At 73.2% G+C, this 19,736-nt stretch carries 16 protein-coding genes; 13 read left to right on the forward strand and 3 right to left on the reverse strand.

All coding sequences use genetic code 11. The features are described from left to right. Positions 1-62 precede the first annotated feature (62 nt). The 5 genes from ACPCJR_RS02130 to ACPCJR_RS02150 all read left to right on the forward strand — a co-directional run bounded on the left by ACPCJR_RS02130 (position 63) and on the right by ACPCJR_RS02150 (position 7,327). A complete protein-coding gene (locus ACPCJR_RS02130; RefSeq protein ID WP_391510908.1) occupies positions 63-2,288 on the forward strand; it encodes a hybrid sensor histidine kinase/response regulator in 2,226 nt (741 codons plus the stop codon). Positions 2,289-2,314: 26 nt separating this feature from the next. Continuing rightward, positions 2,315-3,373 carry a chemotaxis-specific protein-glutamate methyltransferase CheB gene (cheB, locus tag ACPCJR_RS02135; protein WP_391511218.1) on the forward strand — a complete coding sequence of 353 codons (1,059 nt, stop codon included), beginning with the start codon at positions 2,315-2,317 and terminating at the stop codon, positions 3,371-3,373. Continuing rightward, entirely contained in the window at positions 3,370-5,091 is a 1,722-nt protein-coding gene (locus ACPCJR_RS02140; protein WP_391510907.1) for a response regulator, read from the forward strand. Before cheB ends, ACPCJR_RS02140 begins: the two co-directional genes overlap by 4 nt. Next, complete coding sequence (locus tag ACPCJR_RS02145) at positions 5,088-6,959, forward strand: response regulator (RefSeq protein WP_391510906.1); 1,872 nt, start codon at positions 5,088-5,090, stop codon at positions 6,957-6,959. Before ACPCJR_RS02140 ends, ACPCJR_RS02145 begins: the two co-directional genes overlap by 4 nt. A gap of 194 nt (positions 6,960-7,153) precedes the next feature. After that, entirely contained in the window at positions 7,154-7,327 is a 174-nt protein-coding gene (locus ACPCJR_RS02150; RefSeq protein WP_391510905.1) for a metallothionein, read from the forward strand. Between the two features lie 28 nt (positions 7,328-7,355). Here ACPCJR_RS02150 and ACPCJR_RS02155 read toward each other — a convergent pair whose 3' ends face one another. Further along, on the reverse strand, positions 7,356-8,666 hold the full coding sequence (locus tag ACPCJR_RS02155; RefSeq protein ID WP_391510904.1) for a c-type cytochrome: 1,311 nt from the start codon (positions 8,664-8,666) through the stop codon (positions 7,356-7,358). 234 nt (positions 8,667-8,900) lie between these two features. Between ACPCJR_RS02155 and ACPCJR_RS02160 the strand changes: the two genes are divergently transcribed. Genes ACPCJR_RS02160 through glp form a run of 4 tightly spaced genes read left to right on the forward strand, consistent with a single transcriptional unit; the run spans position 8,901 to position 13,752 of the window. Next, a complete protein-coding gene (locus ACPCJR_RS02160) occupies positions 8,901-9,992 on the forward strand; it encodes a molybdopterin-binding protein (protein ID WP_391511217.1) in 1,092 nt (363 codons plus the stop codon). Further along, positions 9,989-11,965: a molybdopterin biosynthesis protein gene (locus ACPCJR_RS02165; RefSeq protein WP_391510903.1), complete on the forward strand. Its 1,977-nt coding sequence runs from the start codon at positions 9,989-9,991 to the stop codon at positions 11,963-11,965. The genes ACPCJR_RS02160 and ACPCJR_RS02165 overlap by 4 nt, the downstream gene beginning before the upstream one ends. After that, complete coding sequence (gene mobB, locus ACPCJR_RS02170; protein ID WP_331286961.1) at positions 11,962-12,498, forward strand: molybdopterin-guanine dinucleotide biosynthesis protein B; 537 nt, start codon at positions 11,962-11,964, stop codon at positions 12,496-12,498. Before ACPCJR_RS02165 ends, mobB begins: the two co-directional genes overlap by 4 nt. Before the next feature lie 3 nt (positions 12,499-12,501). Beyond that, entirely contained in the window at positions 12,502-13,752 is a 1,251-nt protein-coding gene (glp, locus tag ACPCJR_RS02175; protein WP_391510902.1) for a gephyrin-like molybdotransferase Glp, read from the forward strand. Between the two features lie 537 nt (positions 13,753-14,289). On the opposite strand, the gene ACPCJR_RS02180 is transcribed toward glp, so the two are convergent. Next, positions 14,290-15,198, reverse strand: coding sequence for a LysR family transcriptional regulator (locus tag ACPCJR_RS02180; protein ID WP_391510901.1), 909 nt, complete (start codon positions 15,196-15,198; stop codon positions 14,290-14,292). A gap of 93 nt (positions 15,199-15,291) precedes the next feature. Between ACPCJR_RS02180 and ACPCJR_RS02185 the strand changes: the two genes are divergently transcribed. Beyond that, the gene (locus tag ACPCJR_RS02185; protein ID WP_391510900.1) at positions 15,292-16,173 is read left to right on the forward strand and encodes an aldo/keto reductase family oxidoreductase; all 882 of its coding nucleotides are present in this window, start codon (positions 15,292-15,294) and stop codon (positions 16,171-16,173) included. A gap of 55 nt (positions 16,174-16,228) precedes the next feature. Here the strand turns inward: ACPCJR_RS02185 and ACPCJR_RS02190 are convergent, their stop codons facing one another. Further along, positions 16,229-17,284 (reverse strand): substrate-binding domain-containing protein, encoded by a 1,056-nt coding sequence (locus tag ACPCJR_RS02190; protein ID WP_391510899.1) that lies wholly within the window; start codon positions 17,282-17,284, stop codon positions 16,229-16,231. A gap of 86 nt (positions 17,285-17,370) precedes the next feature. Between ACPCJR_RS02190 and ACPCJR_RS02195 the strand changes: the two genes are divergently transcribed. The 3 genes from ACPCJR_RS02195 to ACPCJR_RS02205 are packed head-to-tail and all read left to right on the forward strand — an operon-like array spanning position 17,371 to position 19,582. Continuing rightward, positions 17,371-18,066 (forward strand): ABC transporter permease, encoded by a 696-nt coding sequence (locus ACPCJR_RS02195; protein ID WP_391510898.1) that lies wholly within the window; start codon positions 17,371-17,373, stop codon positions 18,064-18,066. Continuing rightward, positions 18,063-18,779 (forward strand): phosphate ABC transporter ATP-binding protein, encoded by a 717-nt coding sequence (locus ACPCJR_RS02200; RefSeq protein ID WP_391510897.1) that lies wholly within the window; start codon positions 18,063-18,065, stop codon positions 18,777-18,779. Before ACPCJR_RS02195 ends, ACPCJR_RS02200 begins: the two co-directional genes overlap by 4 nt. After that, positions 18,752-19,582 carry an extracellular solute-binding protein gene (locus ACPCJR_RS02205; protein ID WP_391510896.1) on the forward strand — a complete coding sequence of 277 codons (831 nt, stop codon included), beginning with the start codon at positions 18,752-18,754 and terminating at the stop codon, positions 19,580-19,582. The genes ACPCJR_RS02200 and ACPCJR_RS02205 overlap by 28 nt, the downstream gene beginning before the upstream one ends. Positions 19,583-19,736 lie beyond the last annotated feature (154 nt).

Here is a 19,736-nt window from a genome sequence, read left to right on the forward strand (position 1 = left end):
CCTGTCGGACCCGCGCCCGGTCCGGCGCCGCCGCGCGCGGACCTGACGGGCGGGGCCGCGGCATGGATATCCGCCAGCAGCTTCTCGCCGCCTTCGAGGTCGAGCACCGGGAGCATCTCGACGCGATCCGCGCCGCGCTCGCGGCGGAAGGCCCGGTCGATTGGCAGGACGTGTTCCGCCGCGCCCACAGCCTGAAGGGCGCCGCCCGCGCCGTCGACCTGCCGCCGGTCGAAGCGGTCTCGCACCATCTCGAGACCCTGTTCGAGCGCATCAGCACCGGGCAGCGTCCGCTGGACCGGGCGGCGCGGGCCGCGACCCACCTCGCCCTCGACCGGATCGAGGCCTACGTCGCGGCGAGCGCGACGGGTCAGGCCACCATGCCGGAGGATGCGCTGGCGGCGCTGGACGCCTGCCTCGATCCCGGCGCCGCGCCGGCGCCCGCCGCGCCCCCGGAACCCGCGCCCGCACCCCCGGCTCCTCCCGCACCGGCCCCGGCCGGGGAGACGGCCGAACCGTCCCAGGCCGTCCTGCGCGTGCCCGCGGCCGCGGTCGAGGCGCTGTCGCGGGCCAGCCACGGCCTCTGGGCGGCGCTGCCGGGGCAGGCCGCGATGGCCGGACGCGTCGCCAAGCTCTCCACCCATGCGGGCGAGATCCGCCGTCGCATGGAAGCCGCGCGCCGGGCCGCGGGCGCCGGAGGCGGCGAGGCGGCGCCGGAGACCATCGCCCTGCGCCGGGCTTTTGCCGAGATCGAGAGCAGCCTCGCCGCCCTGTCGCGCGAGGCCTCCGACCTCGTGCAGGGCCACAAGGCGGCGCAGATCGGCGTCGAGACCGCGGCCCGCCGCCTGCGGGAGGAGACCGAGCGCCTCGCCCTGGTGCCCGCCGAGACCGTGTTCGGCGGTCTCGCCCGCGCGGTGCGCGACATGGCCCGCGCCGAGGGCCGGGAGGTCGAGGTCGGCACCCGCGGCCTTGACCTGCCCGTCGACCGGGCGATGCTGCAATCGCTCAAGGACCCGGTGCTGCATGCCCTGCGCAACGCGCTGAGCCACGGCGCCGAGAGCCCGGAGGCGCGCCAGCGCGCCGGCAAGCCCGCCGCGCTCGCGATCCAGCTCACCGTCGAGGCGCAGGGCGGACGCCTCGTTCTCGGCATCCACGACGACGGACGCGGCCCCGACCTTGCTGCCATCGAGGAGACGGGGCGCGTCCGAGGCCTAATCGAGCCGGGCGAGCGTCTCGACGCGGAGGCGCTGCTGGCGCTGCCCTTCGAGCCGGGCTTCTCGACAGCGGGTGCGGTCGACGCCCTCTCGGGGCGCGGCATGGGCCTATCGGTGGTGGCCGAGGTCGCCCGCTCCCTGCATGGAACCGTGCGGCTCGCCCGCCGGCAGCCGCACGGCACCTCGCTGATCCTCACCTTGCCCCTCTCCGCCGCCCGGCGTCCGGTGCTGATCGTCGAGGCCGGCGGCTCCCGCTACGCCCTGCCGAGCGGTGCCGCCGAGGCGCTGCTGCGGCTCGATCCGGCCGCGCTCACGACCGTGGCCGGCCGGCCGGTCGCACAGGTCGCAGGGGAGGGCGGCCAGACGCTGACCCTGCCGGTTGCCGACCTGGGCGCCCTTCTCGGGCTCGGTCGCGGTCAGGCCGAGCGGACGACGATTCCCGCCGTGCGCCTGCGCGGTGCCCGGGGGCGCTTCCTGCTCGCGGTCGATCGTCTGGACGAGGTCCGCACGCTCCTCGTCCTCCCGGCCCCACCCGTCGGCACCGACCCGGCCCTCGTCACGGGAACGGTGATCCTCGGTACGGACACGCCGGCGCTCGTTCTCGATCCCGACGGCCTGATCGACCGGCTCGGCCGGGCCGGGCCCCGGGCGGTTCGTTCCGCAGCCTCCGCCGCGGCGTCGGGCAACGGAACGATGCCGGAAAAACGACGTTCGACGATTCTCGTTGTGGACGACTCGATCACCACCCGCACGCTGGAGAAGAGCATTTTGGAAGCGGCGGGCTACCGCGTGATCGTCTGCGTCGACGGGCAGGAGGCGCTCGACCGGCTGCGCGCGCGTATCGAACCGGTGGATCTGGTGGTGGCCGACGTGGAAATGCCGCGCCTGACCGGCTTCGGCCTCGTGGAGGCCCTGCGGGCGGAGGAGGACTTCGCCCGCCTGCCCATCGTGCTGATGACCTCGCGGGGCGACGAGAGCGACGTGGCCCGCGGCCTCGAACTCGGCGCCGACGCCTATCTGACGAAGCAGAAGTTCGATCAGCGCGAGCTCCTGGACACCATCGGTCAATTGCTGTGAGCGCGGGGAGGGAGCCTTCGCCGCGGGTGCGGGTGCTGGTGGTCGAGGATTCGCTCGTGGTGCGGATCCTCCTGACCCATATCATCGCCCGCGACCCGCGCCTGGAGCTGGCCGGCGCGGTGGAGAGCGGCGAGGCGGCGCTCTCGGCCATCGAGACCCTGCGCCCCGACGTCATCTCCATGGATATCCGCCTGCCCGGCATCGACGGGCTGGAGACCACCCGCCGGATCATGGCGACCCGGCCGACGCCGATCGTGGTGATCGCCGATTCGGTCGAGGATTCCTCGCTCAAGATCTCGATGAACGCCCTGCGGGCCGGCGCGCTCTCCGTCGTCGAGAAGCCGGTCGCGACGACGAATGACGGCTACGAGGCCGTGGCCGGCGAGATCTGCACGCAGCTGCGCATCATGGCCGCGGTGCCCGTGATCCGCCGCCGGCCGATCGGCTCGGAATGGGGCGCGCGCCGGGCCGCACCCGCCTTCGAACCCCTGGCATCTCCCGAACCCGATGCGGCGCCGAGCGTGCTCGCGGTGGCCGCCTCGACCGGCGGCCCGCCCGCGCTCGCCAAGGTGATCGGCGGGCTGACGGCGGAGTTCCCGCTGCCCGTCCTCCTCGTCCAGCACATGGGCGCGGCCTTCATGGACGGTTTCGCCAGCTGGCTCGACGGCGTGGTGCCGCTCTCGGTGAGCATCGCACGCGACGGGCAGAGCATGCTGGCCGGCCACGTCTACGTGGCACCCGGCGACCGCCATCTCGAACTCGGGGCGGGCGGCCTCCTGCGCGTCAGCGACGGCGCGCCCGTCGGCGGCCAGCGTCCGGCGGCGACCGTTCTGTTCCGCTCCGTCGCCCGTCACGCCGGGGCACAGGGCATCGGCGTGCTGCTTACGGGCATGGGCGAGGACGGGGCGCAGGGGCTACTCGACATGCGCAAGTCCGGCGGCGCCACCGTGGCCGAGCACGAGAGCAGCGCCGTGGTCTACGGCATGCCGGCGGCGGCGGTGCGCCTCAACGCCGCCGCGCGGGTGCTGCCCCTCGAACAGGTGGCGCCCCACCTCGTGCGGCTGGCTCAGAGGAAGCCGTCATGACCGCGAGCGCATCGCCGGCCGTCGGGCAGGGCCATCGCCTGCTGCTGGTGGAGGATTCGGAGACCCAGGCGCTGGAACTCCGGCTTCAGCTCGAAGCGCAGGGTTTTTCCGTGCAGCGCTGCGCCACGGCGGAGGCCGCACTCGACCTCCTCAACACCGACCTGCCGGATCTCGTCGTCGCCGACCATCACCTGCCCGGCATGAACGGCGACGAGTTCACCCGGCAGATGCGCCTGTCGCTGCGGACCCGCGCCCTGCCCGTGGTGATGCTCACCAGCGCCCGCGACGGCGAGCGCCACGGCTTCGAGAGCGGCGCCGACGCCTATGTCGAGAAATCCGCCGACCGCGACCTGCTCGTGCTGCGCATCCGCGCCCTCCTGCGCGAGCGCCGGGGCGCGGCGGCCGAAGGGCCCTCCGGCGCCGCCTTCCGGCGCGGCCGGGTCCTGATCGTCGACGGCAGCGCCACCTACCGCGCCTTCTTCACCGGCCTGCTGACCCAGGAGGGCCACGGCGTGGTGGCCGCCGCCGACCCCTCGGCGGCGCTCGCCGCCCTCGACGAGCCGGGCTCGGGCTTCGATTGCGTGACCCTCGACCTCGTCGGCAGCGCCTATGACGGCCTGGCTCTCTGCGCCGAGATCGCCGAGCGCCGCATCAAGGCGGCGGAAGCGGGGGGCCAGGCCTTCCCCCTCGTGGGCATGGCCGGCGCCAAGCCGGACAAGAGCCTGCTGGTGGCCGCCTTCGCGGCCGGCGCCGACGACGTGGTCTCGAAGGCCGACGGCGAGTTGCTGGCGATGCGGGTGCGCGGCCTCGTGCGCCGCCGCCTGCTGGAGGAGGACAACCGCCGCATCTCCGGCGAATTCGGCGACCGCGAGCGCGCCGTGGAGCGCGCCCGGGCGGAAGCCGAGGCGGCGGCCGCCCGCGCGGCGCTCGCCGACGCGCTGGAACAGGCCAACCGCGACCTGGAGGACGCCAACCGCAAGCTGACCGAGGCGCAGGCCAAGCTCGTCCAGGCCGCCAAGATGGCCTCGCTCGGCGAACTCGTGGCCGGCATCGCCCACGAGATCAACAACCCGCTCGCCTTCATCCTGGCCCACCAGGGCACGGTGGAGCGCCTTCTCGGCGAGTTGCCGCCGCCGGAGGCACCCGAGGGCCAGCGGGCGCTAGGCAAGGCCCGCGACCGCGTCGGCTCCATGCGCCTCGGCCTCACCCGTATCCAGGAGCTGGTGCTGAACCTGCGCAAGTTCTCACGCCTCGACGAGGGCGAGCGCGGCCTCGTCAACGTGCCGGAGGCGATCGAGACGGTGCTGGCTCTGATCCAGCATAAACTCGGCACGCGAATCGCAGTCGAGCGCGATTTCAGCGGCCGGACGGAGATCTCCTGCACGCCGGCCCTGCTGAATCAGGTCGTCATGAACATCCTCGGCAATGCCGCCGACGCGATTTCAGGCGAGGGCAAGATCACCGTCGCGACCTATTCGGACGCGGAGACCGATCTGATCCGCATCAGCGACACCGGTCCCGGTATCCCCGAAGATCTGCGCGAGAAGATCTTCGAGCCGTTCTTCACCACCAAGCCCGTCGGGTCCGGCACCGGGCTCGGCTTGGCGATTGCGTACAGCGTCGTTCAGGCGCATAGCGGCTCGCTGACCGTGGAGACGGCGCCGGGCGGCGGCGCGAGCTTTCTCATCGGCATTCCGAGGCAACCGGCACCGGTATGAGCAAAGGCACGATCCTGGCCGTCGATGACGAGCCGGACATCCTGATCGCTCTGGAGGATCTGTTCGAGGACGAGTACCGGGTGCTCACCTCGGCCAAGCCCGAGGAGGCGCTCGCCATCCTGCGCGCGGACCCCGACATCGCCGTCGTGGTCTCGGATCAGCGCATGCCGGGCATGACCGGCGACGCCCTGCTGGCCGAGGCGCGGGGCTTCCACGAGGCGCAGGCGATCCTGCTCACCGGCTACGCCGACATCTCGGCCGTGATCGCCGCGCTCAACCGCGGCGGCATCATCGGCTACGTCGCTAAGCCCTGGGACCCGACCCTGCTACGCGCCACCGTGCGCAACGCCTACGAGCGCCACCGCCTCGGCCGCGATCTGGCCACCGAGCGCGCGCTGCTGCGCGGCCTGCTCGACCATGCCGAGGAGGCGATCTCCTTCAAGGACGCCGCGGGCCGGTTCGTGCGCCTCAACGCGCGCAAGGCGGCGCTGCTGGGCGGCGGCGACATCGAGGCCTGCCTGGGCCGCACCGAGACCGCGATCACCGATACGCTCGAAACGCGCGAGGCGGAGGCCGCCGACCGGCGCGCCGTCGAGGCCGGCGAGGCGGGCTCGACCGTGATCGCCCGCGGGGCGCTCGGCGCCGAGCGCTGGTCGCACGTCATCCGTGTGCCGATCCGGGGCGGCACGGGCGAGATCACCCATCTGGCCACGATCGAGCGGGACGTCACCGAGCAGAAGAGCCTGGAGGCGCGCCTGCGCCAATCGGACAAGATGCAGGCACTCGGCACGCTCGCCGGCGGCATCGCCCACGACTTCAACAACCTCCTGACCGCGATCCTCGGCAGCCTCGAACTGGTCGGCCCCAAGATCGCCGACCAGCCACGGGTCAAGCGCCTCGTGGACAATGCCACCGGCGCAGCCCAGCGCGGTTCGGCCCTGACCAAGCGGCTCCTGAGCTTCAGCCGCTCCAACGATGCCCATGCCCGACCGGTGGACCCGAACGCGCTGATCGAGGGAATGAGCGCCCTGTTCGGCTCGAGCCTCGGCAGCCTCGTGCGGGTCGAGCGCGATCTCGAACCCGGCATGCCCTTCGCGCTGGTCGATCCCGATCAGCTCGAACTCGCGATCCTCAACCTCTGCATCAACGCCCGCGACGCGATGCCGGAGGGCGGCACCGTGACCATCTCGACGCGCCGCGCCGAGATCGCCGACGACCCCGACCTCACGCCCGGCACCTACGCGGTCGTGACGGTCGCCGACGAGGGCACCGGCATCCCGCCCGAGATCCTGGAGCGGGTCTGCGAGCCGTTCTTCACCACCAAGGCGGTGGGGCAGGGCACCGGGTTGGGTCTGGCCATGGTGTTCGGGCTCGCCCAGCAGGCGGGCGGGCGTCTGCGCATCACCAGCGAGGTCGGCCGGGGCACGCGGATCGAACTCGCCCTGCCGCGGGCCGACGGCGCCGCCGAGGGCGCGGAGACGGAGGTCGCACCGGTCGTGCCCACCGCGGCGAACCCCGCCCGCATCCTCGTGGTCGACGACGACGAGGAGGTCCGGCACGTCACCGCCTCCTTCCTCAGCGATTTCGGCTACACCGAGACCGAGGCCGCCGACGGGCGCACCGCGCTCGCCCTGATGGAGCAGGGCCACGGCTTCGACCTCGTGGTGGCCGACCTCGCCATGCCGGGTATGACCGGGGTGGAGCTGGCAGCCGCGATTCGGCAGCGCTTCTCCGGCGTACCGGTGCTGCTGCTGACGGGCCATGCGGAGGCCGTGCAGATCCCGGAGGACCTGCCGGTGATGACGAAGCCCTTCGCCTCCGCCGAACTCGCCGCGCGGGTGTCGCAGCTTCTGGATAACGGGGCCTGATCGCGTCCCCGCAGGCATCGGAACGCCTGTCGGCATGAGCCCAGTCGGACGGTCCCGCGCGAGCGAGGCTTCCGGGTCACGTCGCTTGGGGAACTGCGCGCAAGGATTGCGCTCCGTTCGGGGCCGGAGGAAGATGGTTCGTGCGCCGGCCTGCTTCGGCGCGGGATGATTTTTCTCCGATAAGGATGACCCCGATGGCCAGCGTCGATGTCGAGATGGTGAAGTGCGCCTGCCCGGACTGCGTCTGCGTGGTCTCGCTCACGAAGGCGGTGACCCGCGACGACAAGGCCTTCTGCTGCGACGAGTGCGCCGAGGGTCACCCGGACCATGCCGGCTGCGACCACGCCGGCTGCTCCTGCCACGGCTGACGATTCTCGACCACCGGCCGGGCGCGCCTCAATGCGCGCCGGCCGCCTCTCCGCCGCCCGCTGCCGTCGCCTTGGCGAGGAACCGCATCAGCGCGTCGCGATCCTCGGCGCTGGTGATGGTCTGCTCGGGCATGCGCGTGCCCGGAGTGTAGCGCGCGGGGCCGACCTCGAAGAGGCGGGAAACCGTCTCCGGGGTCCAGACGATGTCCATTCCCTTCAGCGAATCCGAGTAGCGATAGCCCGACACGCTGGCGATGCGCCGCCCGAAGATCCCGGCGAGCGTCGGGCCGGCGCGGGGCGCGTCGTCGGGCGTCAGGCTGTGACAGGCCACGCAGGCGCGGAACACCTCGGCGCCGCGATCCCCCTGGAAGGCGGCGAGCGCATCCGCCGGCCGCGGCATCGCGAGCGGACCGATCGGCTCGCCCGTGGCCCCGTTCCAGCGCCGCACGAGGCGGTCGCCCCCGCCGGTGACGAGTTCGCTCCCGTCCGGCCGCCACGCCACCGACCAGACCGGCAGGCCCGGCCCGACCAGGGTAAATAGCGTCTTTGCGGACTTGCGATCGATCACCGCGACGGCGCCCCCCGCACTCGCGGCGGCGATCCGGCTGCCGTCCGGCGAGGGCGCCAGGGCGATGACCGGGGCGGGACCGAGTTCGAGTTCCGCGCGCGGGCTCCCGTCGGCGGAGAGGAACCGCACCGTGGCATCCGCACCCGCGGCGGCGATCTCGCCGTCGCCCGTCACCGCCAGCGCGGAGAGCGCGCTCGGCAGCGTCACGCTCGCGGCGGTCTCGCCCTGCTGCGTCCAGATTCGCAGGGTCGCGTCGGCCCCGGCGGTGACCGGGCGTCCGTCGGGCAGGAAGGCGACGGCGTTGACGTTGCCCCTGTGCCCTTCGAGAACCCGCGCCGGGCCGCCCGCCAGCGGCCAGATCCGCGCGGTCCCGTCCCAGGCGGCGGAGGCCAGGGCCGCGCCGTCCGGGGCCAGCGCAAGCCCGGCCACCGGCCCCGCATGCCCTTCGAGGACCCGCTCGGGCTCGGAACCGCCGAGCCGCCACAGGGCGATGCGCCCATCCTCGGACGCCGTGGCGAAGCGCCCGTCGGGCAGGGCGGCCACGGCGTTCACCGCCCCGTCGTGGAAGCGCAGGACGCTGAGCGCCGTGCCCGTCTCAAGCCCCCAGACGATCGCCGCCTGATCGAAGCCGCCGGAGATCGCGAGCCGTCCGTCCCCGGTCACGGCGAGCGCCCGGACCGGTCCGCCATGGCCGCGCATCTGCGCCGTCGCGGGCGCGGCGAGCAGCAGGGCGGCGATCAGGCTCAAGATCCGCGGACCGCGCATCGGCATGGCGGCGTGTCTCCCATTCACGGCGGCGGACCATACGCGAGCGCCCGCGCCGCTGTCCCCGCGGGCGGGTGAGGGTTTGTGTCTCAGGCTTGTGTCATGCACGGGCGAGGGCGGCGCGGGCGCTTGATCCGCGCCCGGCGATGGCGCATCGCTCGATCCGATGAGACAGCAAGGCGCCTCACGGACCGTCTTCGCGCCGCGCCCCGCCCTCCGGGCCGCGCGGGATCGCCGATGATGCGCACGCCGTCGGCGGCGCTGACGCCCCTCTCGGAAGCGCGGGACCTGCTGCGCGGCTTCGCCCGGCCGGTGGCGCCGCAGACGATTCCGCTCGCCGCCGCGGACGGGCGGATCGCGGCCGCGACGATTCTCGCGCCCGAGGATTGCCCGCGGGCTGCGACGGCCCTGCGCGACGGCTTCGCCGTGGAGGCCGCGGCGATTGCCGGCGCCTCGCCCTACGCGCCGGTGATGCTGTTCGGGAGCCCGGCCTGGATCGAGGCGGGCGCGCGCCTTCCCGAGGGCGCGGATGCGCTGCTTCCCGCGGAAGGGCTGGAAGGCCGTAGCGCCGTGGCCGAAGCCGGCGCGGGCGACGGCATCCGGGGCCGGGGCGAGGATTTTTCGCGGGGCGACGCCATCGTGGAAGCGGGCGAGCGGATCACGCCCCTGCACCTGCTCGCGCTCGCCGCCGCGGGCCTCGGCGCCGTCGCGATCCGGCGGCCGCGGCTGCGTCTCGTGGTGACGGGATCGCCCGAGCGGGATGCCCTGTCGCCGATGCTGACGGCCCTGATCGGGGAGGCGGGCGCCGAGACGGAGACGATCGCGGCACCGGACGAGCCGGAGGCGATCGCCGCAGCAATCCGATCCGGGAGCGCCGACGCCGTGCTCGTGCTCGGCGGCACCGGATACGGGCGCAGCGATTGCAGCGCGGAAGGGCTCGCCCGCGCCGGCCGCGTCCATGCTCACGGCCTGGCGCTGCGGCCGGGCGAGACGGCGGGGATCGGGGAGTCCGAGGGGCGCCCGGTCCTGCTCCTGCCGGGGCGGCCGGACGCGGCGCTGGCGGTCTTCCTGGCCCTGGGCCGGCCGCTGCTCGCGGCCCTGGCGGGCGTGCTTGCGCCACCGTCTCCGCGAGCGCCGCTCCTGCGCAAGATCACCTCGGGCATCGGCTTGTCCGAGATCGTCTACCTGCGCCGCCGCGCGAATGGGGTCGAGCCGCTGGGCGGGGCGGATCTGCCGCTGCGGCGCCTCGCCGGGGCGGACGGCGCCGTGCTGGTGCCGCCGGAGCGGGAGGGGTATCCGGAGGGGACGGAGATCGAGGTGCTGCCGCTGTGAGCGGAAATCGCGAGACGGAGTTCGCCCGGCGGCTCGCCGCCGCCGCCCGGCAGGAGCAGTTCCTCACGGTGATGAGCCGGGAGGAGGCGCAGGCCGCCTTCCGCGCGGCCGTGCGCCACGCCGCCCTGCCGCCCGAGACCGTGCCGTTGGCCCACGCTCTCGGCCGCGTGCTCGCCCAGGACATCGCGTCGCCCATCGACGTGCCGCCCTTCGACCGCGCGCTCGTGGACGGCTTCGCCCTGCGCGCCGCCGACACCGAGGGCGCCAATGCCGACCGGCCCCGCTCGCTCGCCCTCAACCGCGAGATTCTCGCCTGCGGGGTCGCGCCCGCGTTCACCGTGGCGGCCGGCACCGCGACCCCGATCGCCACGGGCGGAGTGATGCCGCGCGGGGCGGACGCGGTGATCATGGTCGAGCAGACCGAGTTTCTCGAAGAAGGCCTCGCCATCGAGGTGTCCGCCCCGGTCCGCCCGGGCCAGTTCGTGGGCTATGCCGGGGCCGACATGGCCTCCGGCGAGACCGTCCTGCGCCGGGGCACGGCCGTGACCGCGCGCGAGATCGGGATGCTGGCCGCCTGCGGGCTCGCCGAGATCGCGGTCGTGCGCCGGCCCCGGGTCGCCGTGCTCTCCACGGGCGACGAGCTGGTGGCGCCGGGCGAGGCGCTGCGCCCCGGCGCGATCTACGATTCCAACGGCGCCATCGTCACCGCCTCCGTCGCCGAGAACGGCGGCGCGCCGCTGCCGCTCGGCATCGTGCGCGACGACGAGGCCGCCCTCGAAGGCGCCCTGCGCGACGCGCTCACGCATAGCGACCTCGTCGTGCTCTCCGGCGGGACCTCGAAGGGGGCGGGCGACGTCTCGCACCGCATCCTGTCGCGGCTGGGCGAACCCGGCATCCTCGTCCACGGCGTGGCGCTCAAGCCCGGCAAGCCGCTCTGCCTCGCGGTCGCCGAGGGCAAGGCCGTCGTGGTGCTGCCCGGCTTTCCCACCTCGGCGATGTTCACCTTCCACGATTTCGTGGTGCCGCTGGTGCGTGCGCTGGCCGGCCTGCCCCCGCGGGAGGAGGAGGCGGTGACCGCCCGCCTGCCGCAGCGCCTGGCCTCCGAACTCGGCCGAACCGAGTTCGTGATGGCCTCGCTCGCCCGCGGCCCGGACGGGCTCGTCGCCCTGCCGCTGCCGAAGGGCTCGGGCTCGGTCACCGCCTTTTCCCAGGCCGACGGCTTCTTCGCCGTGCCCGCCGCCCGCGCGGGCCTTGAGGCGGGCGAGAGCGTCTCGGTGGTGCGCCTCGGCGCCGGGGTGCAGCCGCCGGACCTGACCATCATCGGCAGCCACTGCGTCGGGCTCGACCGGGTGGTCGGGCTCCTGGCCGAGCGCGGCTTTCGTGCGCGCACGGTCTGGGTCGGATCGGCCGGCGGGCTCGCGGCCCTGCGGCGGGGCGAATGCGATCTGGCCGCGATGCACCTGCTCGACCCCGAGACCGGCCGCTACAACGCGCCCTTCCTCGAAGCCGGCATGGCGCTTGGCCCGGGCTGGCGCCGGTTGCAAGGCGTGGTGTTCCGCGCCGGCGATCCGCGCTTCGAGGGAAGGACGGCGGAGGCGGCGGTCTCCGCCGCCCTGGCCGAGCCGGACTCGGTCATGGTCAACCGCAACGCCGGCTCGGGCACGCGGCTTCTCGTGGACGGCCTCATCGGCACCGCGCGGCCGCCCGGCTTCTGGAACCAGCCCCGCTCGCACAACGCGGTCGCGGCGGCGGTGGCGCAGGGCCGGGCCGATTGGGGCGTGGCGATCGAGAGCGTGGCTCGCGCCTACGGTCTCGGTTTCCTGCCGCTCGCCCAGGAGCACTACGATTTCGCCTATCGCCTGGAGGATCGCATGAAGCCGGCGCTCGCCGCCTTCCTCTCCCTGCTCGGACGGCCGGAGACGGACGCCGCCCTCACCGAACTCGGGTTCGAACCGGCGGGAGACGCGGCGTGAGCGGCCTGCGCGTCATCGGTCTCGCCGGCTGGAGCGGGGCGGGCAAGACCACCCTGCTCGCCCGGCTGATCCCCGTCTTGGTGCAGCGCGGCGTGCGGGTGGCGACGCTCAAGCACGCGCATCACGCCTTCGACATCGATCATCCGGGCAAGGATTCCCACGTCCATCGGCAGGCGGGGGCGAGCGAGGTGATCGTCGCCTCCGCCCGGCGCTGGGCGCAGATCCGCGAGGTCGGAGAGGGCAGCGAGGCGACCCTGTCCGAGTTGCTGCGGCGGCTGACGCCGACCGGGCTCGCCCTGGTCGAGGGTTACAAGCGCGAGCCGCATCCCAAGCTCGAAGTGTTTCGCGCCGCCAACGGCCGTCCTCCGCTGCACGGGGAAGACCCGCGCATCGTCGGCATCGCCAGCGACGTCGCCTTCCCGGAGGCCCGCGTCCCGGTCGTCGGCCTCGACGACATCGGGGCCATCGCCGACCTCGTGCTCGACCGCGCCGAACCGCTTGGCACCGTGCTCGCCCGGCTGGAGGGAGCCTGAGCCATGGCGCAGCTCACCGACGATTGCTTCGCCTTCGGCGGCAAGGCGATGCGGGTCGAGGAGGCGGTGGCGCTGATCGCCGAGCGCTTCCCCCCCATCGCCGGCACCGAGACCGTGCCGCTCGCCCGGGCCGACGGACGCATCGCCGCCGAGGACGTGTTCGCGCGGCACGACCTGCCGCCCTTCGCCAACGCGGCGGTCGACGGCTACGCCGTGCGCTTCGCCGACCTCACGCAGGGGGCCGAGACGGTGCTGCCCGTACGCGGACGGCTCGCCGCCGGCGCCGCGGCCGACGAGGTGCCGGCGGGCGGCGCGATCCGCATCTTCACCGGCGCGCCGATGCCGCCGGACGCCGACACGGTGTTCATGCAGGAGGACGTGCGCCGGGACGGCGAGCGCGTCCACCTGCCGCCGGGGCTGAAGCCCGGTGCCAACGCCCGGCCCGCGGGCGAGGATCTGGACCGGGGCGGCCTCGCGATCCCCGCCGGGCGCCGCCTGCGCCCGCAGGATCTGGCGCTGGCCGCCGCGACCGGACATGCCGATCTCCTCGTGCGGCGCCGCCTGCGGGTGGCGCTGTTCTCGACCGGCGACGAGTTGACCGAACCCGGCGCGCCCCTGCGACCGGGCGCGATCCACGATTCGAACCGGGTGCTGCTCGCGAGCCTCCTGACCCGACTCGGCGTGACGGTGAGCGATCTCGGCATCCTGCGCGACGACCCCGCCGCGGTCTCGGCCCGGCTCGGGCAAGCTGCGCGGGACCACGACCTGATCCTCACCTCCGGCGGCGTCTCGACGGGGGAGGAGGACCACGTGAAGGCGGCGGTGGAGGCGCAGGGGCGGCTGATGCTCTGGCGCCTCGCGATCAAGCCGGGACGCCCGGTCGCGGCGGGTCTGGTGGCCGGCACGCCCTTCATCGGCCTGCCGGGCAACCCGGTCGCGGTCTACGTCACGCTGCTCTTCGTGGTGCGCCCGCTGCTCGCCCGACTCGGCGGCGCGCTCTACGCGCCGCCGCTCTCCTGGCCGGTGCGAGCGGGCTTTCCCTATCGCAAGAAGGCGGGCCGGCGGGAATTCGTCCGCGTCAGCCTCGCCCACTCGGGCGACGGCGGCCTGGAGGCCCATAAATTCCCCCGCGACGGGGCGGGCGTGCTGACCTCGCTCACCGAGAGCGACGGCCTCGTCGAACTGCCCGACGACGCGACCGGCATCGCCCCCGGCGACACGCTCTCCTACTATCCCCACGCCCTGCTCTGGTAGACGGCCATCGCCGAGAGCCGGCTTCCGCTCGCAGACTCCCGTCAATCTTTCGGCCTGCCACGGATGAGAGTCGGCCCGGGGCGGCGACCGGTCTTCTCCGTCCTGCCCCTGGGCGGACGCTCACCGCCGAGCAGGCCACCGCGAGCCCCTGGAACGCTGCCGACGGCCTCTCGCTGGTCCCGCAACGAGTCGATGGCGATCGGGAGTGGAGCCAGCATGAGCATACCGGAACGCGCGATTTTCCTCGGGGCAACATTTCTCATATTGTCTTCGGTTGATCGCCTCGGCCTTCGCCCCTCTCCGTCATCGCGAGGCGGAGCCGACGCGACCCAGAACGCGACCTGTCCGGACAATGCGGAGCCCTGGATTGCTTTCGCTGAGCCTCGCAAGGACGACGGAAGAGACCGAAGCGATTAAACGGAGACCGTATGATCGGCCGCCCCACCGCGAACGGGAACACCTCCCATCCGAGGCAAGCGCGGGCGGTTCGAATTGCGGCGGTTCCGCGCGCCTCGGCGGAATACCGCGCGGGCGCTGTCAGGCTGCGCGGCGCTGGCGTCCGATGAAGTCGACGAAGGCCCGTAGCGGCGCGGGAAGGTAGCGGCGGCCGGGATAGTACAGGAACGGGCCCGAGAAGCGCGGCCACCAGGGCTCCAGCACCGGCTCCAGGGTGCCGCTGTCGAGATGCGGCTGCAGCCAATCCTCGAACAGGGTGATGATGCCGATGCCGGCCATGGCCGCCTCGATCGCGAGATCCGTGGCGGTGCCGACGCGCACGATCAGCGGTCCGTTCGGATCGATCCGCACGGTCTCCCCGTCCCGTTCGAACTCCCAGACCGTGACCGCGCCGCTGGCGAAGCGGCCGCCGATGCAGGCATGGTCGAGCAGGGCCCGCGGGTGGTCCGGGCGACCATGGCGTTCGAGATAGGCCGGTGCCGCGGCCGTGGCGAAGCGCTGCTCCCGTGGACCGATCGGCACGGCGATCATGTCCTGTTCGAGCCGCTCGTCGTAGCGGATGCCGGCATCGCAGCCCGCGGCCAGCACGTCGACGAAGCTGTCCTCGGCGATGATGTCGAGGCGGATCTCCGGGTAGGCCGCCAGGAACGGCGGCACGATCGTCGGCAGCACCAGCCGGGCCGCGCTGACCGGCACGTTGAGCCGCAGCGTGCCGGCCGGACGGTCGCGGAAGCCGTTGACCACGTCGAGCGCCGCCTCGACCTCGCCGAGGGCGGGCGTCAGACGCTCCAGGAGACGCAGGCCGGCCTCGGTCGGGGCGACGCTGCGCGTGGTGCGGTTGAGCAGCCGCACGCCGAGCCTCCGCTCCAGCCGGCGGACGGCCTCGCTCAGGCCCGACGCGCTCATGCCGCTGGCCCGCGCCCCGTCGCGGAAGCCGCCCGCCTCCGCGACGGCGACGAAGGCGGCCAAGTCACCGAGGTCAGCCGCCATTGTCCATCCTTTCGCACACGTCGTGCGGATTGAACCGTCTTATCGCGCAGTACGGCGGCGTCTAGATCCGGAGCCTCACGCAGGAGAGACCCGATGAACGATCTCGACAAGGCCGGCGCCTACACGCTGGGCGACCGCACGGTGAGGCGGCTCGGCTACGGAGCGATGCAGCTGGCCGGTCCGCACGCCTTCGGCCCACCCAGGGACCGCGAGCGCGCCCTCGCCGTCCTGCGCGCGGCGGTCGCTGGCGGCGTGAACCACATCGACACCAGCGACTTCTACGGCCCGCACGTCACCAACCAGCTCATCCGCGAGGCGCTTCAGCCCTATCCGGACGACCTCGTTATCGTCACCAAGATCGGCGCGGTGCGAGGGCCGGACGCCTCGTGGAAGCCGGCCTTCTCGGACATGGAGCTGACGCAGGCGGTCCACGACAACCTGCGCAATCTCGGCCTCGACGTGCTCGACGTGGTCAACCTGCGCATCATGCTCGACGTGCACGGCCCGGCCGAGGGCTCGATCGAGGCGCCGCTGACCGCCCTGGCGGAGCTTCAGCGCCAGGGGCTCGTGCGTCATATCGGGCTCAGCAACGTGACGGCCCGACAGGTCGCCGAGGGGCGCTCGATCGCCGAGATCGTCTGCGTGCAGAACGCGTACAACCTCGCGCACCGGGCCGACGACGCGCTCATCGACGAACTGGCCGCCGACGGCATCGCCTACGTGCCGTTCTTCCCGCTCGGCGGCTTCAGCCCGCTGCAATCGACGACGCTGTTTGAGGTGGCCGCGCGGCTCGGGGCGACACCGATGCAGGTGGCGCTCGCCTGGCTCCTGCGCCGCGCGCCCAACATCCTGCTGATCCCCGGCACCTCGTCGGTCGAGCATCTCCACGAGAACCTGAAGGCGGCCGAGCTGTCCCTGTCGGACGCGGTGATGGCGGAACTCGACCAGATCGGGACGGCGTCCCAAGCGGCGTAGAATCCGCCTCGCCCGCTGCGGCCGGTGCCGTGCGCGGTCCGGCCGCGGATCTCGATCAGGTCGGACCGTCGTTCGGCGGCGCGTAGCCCGAGGCCGCGCCCGCACGGCGGCGGACATCCTCGCGGAAGGCGGCGGTCCGCGTCGCATCCAGGCTCGTGCGGGCGGCGAGATAGTAAGTCTCCCAGCCCAGTGGCCGGTAATCGAGGGCGAAGCGCTCGGCCACCGCGCGGGTGCCCATGCCGACATCGGCCGCCCCCGTGGCGATCAGCGCCGCCACCGCTTGATGGGTGAACTCCTCCGTGTGGTGCCCGACGATCGTCTCCGGCGCGATCCCGGCCTCGGCGCAGAGCCGCTCGAACCAGATCCGCGTGCCGGCCCCGCGCTGCCGGTTGACGAAGCGGGCCTGCCGGGCGGCGATATCCGCCACGCCCGCGAGGCCGAGCGGGTTGCCGGCGGCCAGCATCAGGCCCTGCTCGCGGCGAAACAACCGGACGACGACGAGGTTCGGATCCCGGAACAAGCGGTCGAAGGGCGGCGGCGCGGTGCCGTCCGAGCCATAATGGAAGCCCGCCGCATCGACCGCGCCCTCGCGCAGCCGCGCCAGGGCATCGAGGCTGCCCGCCACCATCAGGTCGACGTCGCGGCGCCCCTCGACGGTTTCCAGGAGGAGCGGATCGTGGCTCGCCGCGAGGCGCAGACGGGCATCGGCCGGTTCCAGCAACCGGCGCAGGCCGTCCGAGAGGGCCATCTCCTCGGCGGCCAGCGCCGGGGCGAGACGCGTGCGGGAGCCTTGCAGCAGCGCCAGCAGCGCGGCGCCGAGCGGGGTGAGGCTGGTACCGTGCCCCTTGGTCTTCACCACGACCGGCTGACCCAGCGCCTGCTCCAGGGCCGCGACTTGGCCCCAGGCGGAGCGGTACGACATCGCCAGCGCCTGCGCCGCCCCCTGGAGCGAGCCCGTTCCGGCGAGCGCTTCGAGAAGCGCGAGGGCGCCAGCGAAGGGAAAGGCGGAAGCCCCCTCGCAGCGCCCGTCCAGCGCGAGGCACACGCCGAATTCCCGCCTTGCGGGCGGAACGACCGGCAGGGAGGCATGCGCACTGTCGGCGAGAGCCATATGCAACGTCTTTCCTATTGATCTCGCTCGTCGCTGCGTAGCATCCGGACGTATTCCGCGCAGCCCCCGCGGTGCGAGCGAGCCGCTTGAGCCAGACGTTTCAGGAGACGTTTTCCCGCCTGTGGACGCTCGACCGGGATGTCCTGTCGATCGCGTGGCTGTCCCTGCGCGTGAGCCTCACGGCGGTGGGCATCGGGCTTCTCCTCGGCATTCCTCTCGGAGCGCTGATCGCGGTGGCCCGGTTCCCGGGCCGCGGCGTTCTGGTCGGGCTGCTCAACGCCTTCATGGGCCTGCCGCCCGTCATCGTCGGGCTGGTGCTCTACCTGCTGCTCTCCCGCTCCGGGCCCTTCGGCGCGCTCGGCCTGCTGTTCACGCCATCCGCCATGGTGGCGGCGCAGGCGCTACTCGCCACGCCGCTGGTGGCCGCGCTGACCCGGCAGGTCATCGCCGATGCCGAGGCGCATCTGGGCGAGCAGCTGCGCTCCCTGCGCCTCTCGGCGCCCCGGCGAGCGGGCGTGCTCATCTACGACGCGCGCTTCTCGCTGGTGACCGCCGCGCTCGCCGCCTTCGGCCGGGCGATCTCGGAGATCGGCGCGGTGCTCGTGGTCGGCGGCAACATCGACGGGCATACCCGCACCATGACCACGGCGATCTCCCTGGAGACGCAGAAGGGCGATCTCAGCCTCGCCCTGGCGCTCGGCGTGGTGCTGATGGCCCTGGTGCTGGCGGTGAACGCCGCCGCCGCGATCCTGCGCGGCCATGCCGTCCGGGCCTACGGATGAGCGTCCCGCACGCCATCGCGCTGGAGAATGTCGGCCTGACCCGCGACGGGCGCCCGATCCTCGACCGTCTCAGCCTCACCGTCGCCGGGCAGGGCATCACCGCTCTCATCGGCCCGAACGGGGCGGGCAAGAGCGTCAGCCTGCGCGTGATCGACGGCCTGCTGCGGCCGGATTCCGGCTCCGTGCGCCTCGCGCCCGGCCGCCGTGCCTTCGTGTTCCAGCGCCCGGCCCTGGTGCGGGCGAGCGCCCGGGCCAACCTCGCGCTGGGGCTGGCTCCCCTCAAGCTCTCCCGCCGCGCGCGCGCCGAGCGGATCGAGGCCGCGCTGGCGCGGGTCGGCCTGTCGGAGCGGGCGGACGACGCGGCGACGCGCTTCTCCGGCGGCGAGCAACAGCGCCTCGTGCTGGCGCGCGCCTGGGCGATGCGGCCCGACCTGCTGCTCCTCGACGAGCCGACGGCGAGCCTCGATCCGGCCGCGACGGAGACCATCGAGAGCCTGATCGCCGAGATGGCGCGGGCGGGCACCGCCGTGCTCCTCGTCTCGCACAATCTCGGGCAGGTCGCCCGGCTCGCCGACGAGACCGTGGTGCTCGCCGCCGGCCGCGTCGTCGAGACCGGCCCGACCCGCACCGTCCTCTTCTCACCCCGCACCATCGAGGCGCGGGCCTACCTGACCGGAGAACTGCCTTGGACCTCCTTCGCCGCGGCTTCCTGACACTCGGCCTCCTGGCCGCCCTCGGCGCGGTCTCGAGCCCTGTCCGGGCCGAACCCGCCTCGATCGTCGTCGCCTCGACGACCTCCACCGAGCAATCGGGCCTGTTCAAGCACATCCTGCCCCTGTTCAAGGCCAAGAGCGGCATCGAGGTGAAGGTCGTGGCGCTCGGCACCGGCCAGGCCCTCGACGCCGCCCGCCGGGGCGATGCCGACGTGGTGCTGGTCCACGACCGGCCGGCGGAGGAGAAGTTCGTCGCGGAGGGCTTCGCCAAGGCGCGGCAGGACGTGATGTACAACGACTTCGTGGTGATCGGGCCGAAGGCCGACCCCGCCGGCATCAAGGGCGCAAGCGTCGAGGAGGCCTTCCGCAAGCTCGCCGCCGCCAAGGCGCCCTTCGTCTCGCGGGGCGACCGCTCCGGCACGCACAGCGCCGAGCTGCGGAGCTGGAAGGAGGCCGGGGTCGATCTCGCGAGCGCGCGGGGCGACTGGTACCGCGATGTCGGCCAGGGCATGGGCCCGGCGCTGAACACCGCCTCGGCCCTCGGCGCCTACATCCTGGCCGATCGCGGCACTTGGCTCTCGTTCAAGAACCGCGGCGACCTCACCATCCTCGTCGAGGGCGATCCGCGGCTGTTCAACCCCTACGGCGTGATGCTGGTGAACCCGGACAAGCACCCGACCGTGAAGGTGAAGGAGGGGAAGGCCTTCATCGACTGGCTGGTCTCGCCGGAGGGGCAGGCCGCCATCGCCGATTACAAGATCGGCGGCGAGCAACTGTTCTTCCCCAGCGCGAAGAAGGGCTGATTCCGCTTCCGTTCGAACGCTTCGGGATCGGCCCCGCTCATCGCGAGCGGCAGCGAAGCGATCTAGGGCGCGACGTCTCCCGAGAGGTCGCGCCCTGGATTGCCACGGCACCGCCTCGCCATGACGAAAAGGCCGGCCGAGCGTCAGACCACGA

The sequence above is a fragment of the Methylobacterium sp. NPDC097929 genome (assembly GCF_049543375.1).
GTDB lineage: Bacteria > Pseudomonadota > Alphaproteobacteria > Rhizobiales > Beijerinckiaceae > Methylobacterium.

Bases quoted from the DNA above. Each gene is read 5' to 3' on its own strand.
- ACPCJR_RS02185 (WP_391510900.1), top strand. From the start codon at position 15,292: ATGAACGATCTCGACAAGGCCGGCGCCTACACGCTGGGCGACCGCACG.
- ACPCJR_RS02130 (WP_391510908.1), top strand. From the start codon at position 63: ATGGATATCCGCCAGCAGCTTCTCGCCGCCTTCGAGGTCGAGCACCGG.
- ACPCJR_RS02190 (WP_391510899.1), bottom strand. From the start codon at position 17,284: ATGGCTCTCGCCGACAGTGCGCATGCCTCCCTGCCGGTCGTTCCGCCC.
- ACPCJR_RS02140 (WP_391510907.1), top strand. From the start codon at position 3,370: ATGACCGCGAGCGCATCGCCGGCCGTCGGGCAGGGCCATCGCCTGCTG.
- ACPCJR_RS02200 (WP_391510897.1), top strand. From the start codon at position 18,063: ATGAGCGTCCCGCACGCCATCGCGCTGGAGAATGTCGGCCTGACCCGC.
- ACPCJR_RS02180 (WP_391510901.1), bottom strand. From the start codon at position 15,198: ATGGCGGCTGACCTCGGTGACTTGGCCGCCTTCGTCGCCGTCGCGGAG.
- ACPCJR_RS02150 (WP_391510905.1), top strand. From the start codon at position 7,154: ATGGCCAGCGTCGATGTCGAGATGGTGAAGTGCGCCTGCCCGGACTGC.
- ACPCJR_RS02155 (WP_391510904.1), bottom strand. From the start codon at position 8,666: ATGCCGATGCGCGGTCCGCGGATCTTGAGCCTGATCGCCGCCCTGCTG.
- ACPCJR_RS02160 (WP_391511217.1), top strand. From the start codon at position 8,901: ATGCGCACGCCGTCGGCGGCGCTGACGCCCCTCTCGGAAGCGCGGGAC.
- glp (WP_391510902.1), top strand. From the start codon at position 12,502: ATGGCGCAGCTCACCGACGATTGCTTCGCCTTCGGCGGCAAGGCGATG.
- ACPCJR_RS02145 (WP_391510906.1), top strand. From the start codon at position 5,088: ATGAGCAAAGGCACGATCCTGGCCGTCGATGACGAGCCGGACATCCTG.